Raw genomic sequence first — 5,743 nt, forward strand, 5'->3', positions numbered from 1 at the left:
GTGTATCAGTCACCACCGCTATCGCAGGCAAGCCAGCTCCCACATTGATCCCACTTCGACTTGGGGGATCAGTCGAAGGTGATGCCTTGGGCCAAGGGCAGCTCCAACGAGTAGTTCACGGTATTGGTCTGGCGACGCATATACCCGCGCCATGCATCCGAACCCGACTCACGCCCACCACCGGTCTCTTTCTCACCGCCAAACGCGCCACCAATCTCCGCGCCGCTCGGGCCGATGTTGACGTTGGCGATGCCGCAGTCACTGCCCACCGCCGACATGAACTGCTCGGCTTCACGCACGTCGGTGGTGAAGATGCACGAGGACAGGCCTTGCGGCACGGCGTTATTCAGGCGCAAGGCTTCGGTGAAGTCGCTGTAGCCAACCACATACAGAATCGGCGCGAAGGTTTCGGTACACACCACGTCACTTTGCTCGGGCATCTCCACAATGGCCGGCGACACGTAGTAGGCATTCGGGAACTTGTCTTCCAGCTGGCGCTTGCCGCCGAACACCTTGCCGCCTTCGCTCAAGGCTTGCTCCAGGGCGTCCTGCATATTCTCGAAGCCGTGCTTGTCGATCAGCGGGCCGATCAGGTTGCCTTCCAGCGGGTGGCCGATGCGCACTTTGGAATAGGCGGCTTTGAGACGGGTAACGATTTCTTCCTTGACCGACTCATGGGCAATCAAACGGCGCAAGGTGGTGCAACGCTGGCCGGCAGTGCCGACGGCGCTGAACAGAATGGCGCGCACGGCCATGTCGAGGTCGGCGCTCGGGCCGAGGATCATCGCGTTGTTGCCGCCCAGCTCAAGGATGCTGCGGGCGAAACGTGCGGCGACTTTCGGCGCCACTTCGCGGCCCATGCGCGTGCTGCCGGTGGCGCTGATCAGCGCAACGCGCGGGTCATCCACCAGCGCCGCACCGGCGTCACGGCCGCCAATGATCACTTGGCTGAGGTAGTCGGGGGCGCCGTCGAACTTCTTCAGTACGCGCTCGAACAATGCCTGGCAGGCCAAGGCGGTCAGCGGGGTCTTTTCCGAGGGTTTCCAGATCACCGCGTTGCCGCACACCAGCGCCAGCGTGGTGTTCCACGCCCACACGGCGACCGGGAAGTTGAAGGCGCTGATCACGCCGACCACACCCAGCGGGTGCCAGGTTTCACGCATGTGGTGGCCTGGGCGCTCGGAGGCGATGGTCAAGCCGTACAACTGGCGGGACAGGCCCACGGCGAAGTCGCAGATGTCGATCATCTCCTGCACTTCACCCAAACCTTCCTGGGTGATCTTGCCGGCCTCCCACGACACCAACTCGCCCAGGTCGGCTTTATATTCGCGCAATACATCGCCGAACTGGCGCACCAGCTCGCCGCGACGCGGTGCCGGCACCTTGCGCCAGGCCTCGAATGCATGCTCGGCGCGACTGACCTGCTGCTCCACTTCAGCGGCACCTTCCCAGTGCACACTGCCGATACGGCTGCCATCAATCGGCGAATGCACGGGCTGTTTACCCGACTGGTACAGCGCCGGGTTTACCCCGAGACGGTCAAGCAATGCGGCAACCATGGGTCACTCCTTCAAACTCAAACAGAAAATTCGCGCCGCCACAGACACGGCGATCCAGACCTTATTTGTAGCTGGCCCAAGACTTGCCAACAAACGACGATTAGGCGAGATATCATTCCGTTTACTCATGCAAAGAATAAAAAGAGGCGTGCCGTGCTGAATAAAAGACATTTGCCCTCGATCACCGCCCTGCATTGTTTCGAAGCCGCCACCCGCCACCTGAGCTTCACCCGCGCTGCCGAGGAACTGAACCTCACGCAAAGCGCGGTGAGCAAGCAGGTCGCGCAGCTGGAAGAATTGCTCCAACACCTATTGTTTCGCCGGGTGCGCCGCCGCTTGCAGATGACCCCGGCAGGGGATTTGTACCTGGTGGAAGTGCGCAAAATCCTCACGCAAGTGGAGATGTCCACCCACTACCTGCGCTCCTACGGCGGCGAGACCGAAGTGCTGCGCGTATCCACGCCCTACACGTTCGGCGCGCGCTGGCTGGTGCCGCGCCTCAAGGGCTGGCGTTTGCGTCACCCGCAGATCCACCTGGACCTGTGCAACGAGCAGGAGCCGGACGAACTGTTGCAAGGCAAGGCCGACATGGCCTTCTACTTCGGCCAGCGTTCACGGCCGGGCACCGAGAGCCTGAAACTGTTCAGCGAAGAGTTGGTGCCGGTGTGTGCGCCGGAGAGCTTGCCTGCGCAGCCATTCACCGACCCCACGCAACTGAGCAACCTGGTGCTGCTGCAAAACGCCTCGCGACCGCAAGGCTGGCATGACTGGTTTGCCAGCCAGGGCTACCAGACCGAGCACAGCTACCACGGGCCGCGTTTTGATACCTTTTATATGTGCATTCGGGCGGCGCAGGTCGGCTGTGGCGTGGCCTTGTTGCCGCGCTTTCTGGTGGAGGAAGAGCTGGCCGAGGGCAAGCTGGTGATTCCCTGGCAGCATGCGATGCCCAGCCAGGATGCGTATTACCTGGCGTATCCCGAGCATTCGGCGGAGGTGCCCAAGGTGCGTGAGTTTGTGAAGTGGATGATGGAGCAGGTTTAGCTCTTTTTGGGCTGCACCACCGTCATCGCAGGCAAGCCAGCTCCCACCTTTGGAATGCATTTCAAGTGTGGGAGCTGGCTTGCCTGCGATGAGGCCAGTGGCCGCACTGAAAAAATCACTGGCAAAACCCCACAGGTCTATGCGCCACTAGCACCCTTCCTTAATTGTGCGTAAAGGCCGGCGCCCATCGCCGACCCGTCTGGAGATTCCCGTTATGAGCGAGAGTGTGTTTGCCGATCGCATCGTGCAGAACTTGCTCGACACCGACTTCTACAAGTTGACCATGATGCAGGCGGTGCTGCACAACTACCCGAACGTGGAAGTTGAATGGGAGTTTCGTTGCCGCAACAGTGAAGACCTGCGCCCGTACCTGGCGGAAATCCGCTACCAGATCGAACGCCTCGCCGAGTTGAGCCTGAGCCCCGACCAGTTGGGCTTCCTGGAACGCATCAGCTTTATGAAGCCGGACTTCCTGCGCTTTCTAGGGCTGTTTCGCTTCAACCTGCGCTATGTGCAAACCGGCATCGAGAACGGCGAGCTGTTTATCCGCCTGCGTGGGCCGTGGCTGCATGTGATCCTGTTTGAAGTGCCGATGCTGGCCATCGTCAGCGAAGTGCGTAACCGCTACCGCTACCAGACCGTCATCCTCGAACAGGCCCGCGAACAGCTGTACCGCAAATTCGACTGGCTGTCCGCCAATGCCAGCAGCGAAGAGCTCTCGGAGCTGCAAGTGGCCGACTTCGGCACCCGCCGGCGCTTCTCGTACCGCGTGCAGGAAGAAGTGGTCAGCGTGCTCAAGCACGACTTCCCCGGGCGTTTTGTCGGCACCAGCAACGTGCACCTGGCCCGCGAGTTCGACATGAAACCGCTGGGCACCATGGCCCACGAATGGATCATGGCCCACCAGCAACTCGGCCCGCGCCTGATCGACAGCCAGATCGCCGCCCTCGATTGCTGGGTACGCGAATACCGTGGCCTGCTCGGCATCGCGCTGACCGACTGCATCACCACCGACGCGTTCCTGGGCGATTTCGACCTGTACTTCGCCAAGCTCTTTGACGGCCTGCGCCACGACTCCGGTGACCCGATTCAATGGGCCGAAAAAGCCATCGCCCACTACCACAAGCTCGGTATCGAGCCGATGAGCAAGACCCTGGTGTTCTCCGACAGCCTGACGCTGCCCAAGGCCCTGGAGATTTTCCGCGCATTGCGCGGTCGCATTAATGTCAGCTTCGGTATCGGCACCAACCTGACCTGTGACATTCCGGGTGTTGAACCGATGAGCATCGTGCTTAAAATGACCGCCTGCAATGGCCAGCCCGTCGCGAAAATTTCCGATGAGGCGGGCAAGACCCACTGCACCGATCCGAATTTTGTCGCCTATTTGCGTCACGTTTTTAAAGTACCTGCCCTTTCCAGCAAGGAGTGAATCATGCAAGCCGTACAGCGTGAGATTGCGCAGCAGCTCAAGGTCCAAGCACCGTTCAACGACCAGGCCGCCCTTGAGGCCGAAGTGGCGCGCCGCGTAGGGTTTATCCAAGGCTGCCTGCGCAATTCCGGGCTCAAGAGCTTGGTGCTGGGCATCAGCGGCGGTGTCGACTCGCTGACCGCCGGCCTGCTTGCCCAGCGTGCAATGAAAGAACTGCGCGCCAGCACAGGTGATGAAGCCTACCGTTTTATCGCGGTGCGCCTGCCCTACGAAACCCAGTTCGACGAACACGACGCCCAGGCGTCGGTGGACTTTATCGACCCGGACGAACGCCACACCGTGAACATCGGCCCGGCGGTTAAATCCCTGGCCAATGAAGTGGCGGCGTTTGAAGGCAAGGCGGCGGTGTCGCGTGATTTCGTGCTGGGCAACACCAAGGCGCGCATGCGCATGGTGGCGCAGTACACCATCGCTGGCGCGGCCGGTGGTTTGGTGATCGGCACTGACCATGCGGCGGAAGCGGTGATGGGTTTCTTCACCAAGTTCGGTGACGGTGCCTGCGACCTGGCGCCGCTGAGCGGATTGGTGAAGAACCAGGTGCGTGCGATTGCGCGGCACTTTGGCGCGCCGGAGTCGCTGGTCGAGAAGATCCCGACTGCCGACCTTGAAGACCTGTCGCCGGGCAAACCGGACGAAGCCTCACACGGCGTGACCTACGCCGAGATCGATGCGTTCCTGCACGGCGAGCCGGTGCGTGAGGAAGCGTTCAAGATTATCTGCGACACGTATCGCAAGACTGAGCACAAGCGCGTCATGCCCTTCGCGCCGTGAGGTAGACCGCAATCGCAGCGGTGCGACGATTCGACAAGCCAGCTCCCACACTTGACCGAGTTCCAACAGGGGAACGCGGTCAAATGTGGGAGCTGGCTTGCCTGCGATGAACGATAACGCGGTGTTACTTGACTACCACAGTGCCTTTCATCATCGAGATGTGGCCCGGGAACGAGCAGAAGAACGCGTAATCCGTGCCGGCAGCCAGTTTCGACACATCAAAGGTCACCGAATCTTTCTCACCAGCACCAATGATCTTGGTGTGAGCAATGATGCGAGTGTCGCCGTCTTTGAGGTAGTTTTTGTCGATACCAGCGGCCATGCCGTCGCTGGCAACGCCCGGCATGTCGGCGGCGGAACTCAGCACCCAGTTATGGCCCATGACGTTTTTCGGCAAGCTGCCGGAGTGTTCAAGGTTCACGGTGAACTTCTTGCAGCTCTTGTCGATGGTGATTTCTTTGGTGTTGAAGGACATCTGGTCGGTGGAATCAACAGTGACCGCGCACTCTGCAGCAAGCAACTGGCCGCTCGCCAGTGTCAGCAGGGAAACAGCAACGATTTTGGCAAACATGTGAATCTCCAAGGCAGGGTTTAAAAAACGCGTATTGCGACTAGGGTGCCCCAAGCAGGCTGAAATTCTTATGATCTGAATCAACAGATTGTATACAACTTTAGGCTATCAGACTGATCAACACAATCTACCAGCCAAACAACAGCCACCCGCTTATGATCGCTCCATCACCCACCGGAGCGTCTGCCATGCACTTCAATCAGTTCTTCAACGGCCTCTTGGCCGCGTATGCCTGCGGTAAGTGAAGGCCAATCGCGCTGCTAAGCTGCTACCATAGCGACCCAAGGCAGCTGCGCGCCGCCCACCCTCACC

The 5,743-nt window shown here is 60.2% G+C and carries 5 protein-coding genes; 3 read left to right on the top strand and 2 right to left on the bottom strand.

Annotated features, from left to right (window positions below; genetic code table 11):
• Nucleotides 1-68: 68 nt before the first annotated feature.
• Nucleotides 69-1,559, bottom strand: a complete 1,491-nt coding sequence (gene amaB / locus FEM54_RS22490) for an L-piperidine-6-carboxylate dehydrogenase (RefSeq protein WP_017138439.1) — start codon at nucleotides 1,557-1,559, stop codon at nucleotides 69-71.
• Nucleotides 1,560-1,712: 153 nt separating this feature from the next.
• Here amaB and FEM54_RS22495 point away from each other — a divergent pair, with 153 nt between their 5' ends.
• The 3 genes from FEM54_RS22495 to nadE all read left to right on the top strand — a co-directional run bounded on the left by FEM54_RS22495 (nucleotide 1,713) and on the right by nadE (nucleotide 4,860).
• Nucleotides 1,713-2,600 carry a LysR family transcriptional regulator gene (locus FEM54_RS22495; RefSeq protein WP_138453105.1) on the top strand — a complete coding sequence of 296 codons (888 nt, stop codon included), beginning with the start codon at nucleotides 1,713-1,715 and terminating at the stop codon, nucleotides 2,598-2,600.
• Between the two features lie 214 nt (nucleotides 2,601-2,814).
• A complete protein-coding gene (gene pncB, locus FEM54_RS22500) occupies nucleotides 2,815-4,029 on the top strand; it encodes a nicotinate phosphoribosyltransferase (protein ID WP_017138441.1) in 1,215 nt (404 codons plus the stop codon).
• Between the two features lie 3 nt (nucleotides 4,030-4,032).
• Nucleotides 4,033-4,860, top strand: coding sequence for an ammonia-dependent NAD(+) synthetase (gene nadE / locus FEM54_RS22505; protein WP_017138442.1), 828 nt, complete (start codon nucleotides 4,033-4,035; stop codon nucleotides 4,858-4,860).
• A 124-nt stretch (nucleotides 4,861-4,984) separates the two neighbouring features.
• Here nadE and azu read toward each other — a convergent pair whose 3' ends face one another.
• A complete protein-coding gene (gene azu, locus FEM54_RS22510; protein WP_017138443.1) occupies nucleotides 4,985-5,431 on the bottom strand; it encodes an azurin in 447 nt (148 codons plus the stop codon).
• Nucleotides 5,432-5,743 lie beyond the last annotated feature (312 nt).

Source organism: Pseudomonas edaphica, assembly GCF_005863185.1.
GTDB classification, from domain to species: Bacteria; Pseudomonadota; Gammaproteobacteria; order Pseudomonadales; family Pseudomonadaceae; genus Aquipseudomonas; species Aquipseudomonas edaphica.

What these genes read in the sequence shown, in the direction of transcription:
- amaB (WP_017138439.1), bottom strand. Translation starts at nt 1,559, where the DNA reads ATGGTTGCCGCATTGCTTGACCGTCTCGGGGTAAACCCGGCGCTGTAC.
- pncB (WP_017138441.1), top strand. Translation starts at nt 2,815, where the DNA reads ATGAGCGAGAGTGTGTTTGCCGATCGCATCGTGCAGAACTTGCTCGAC.
- nadE (WP_017138442.1), top strand. Translation starts at nt 4,033, where the DNA reads ATGCAAGCCGTACAGCGTGAGATTGCGCAGCAGCTCAAGGTCCAAGCA.
- azu (WP_017138443.1), bottom strand. Translation starts at nt 5,431, where the DNA reads ATGTTTGCCAAAATCGTTGCTGTTTCCCTGCTGACACTGGCGAGCGGC.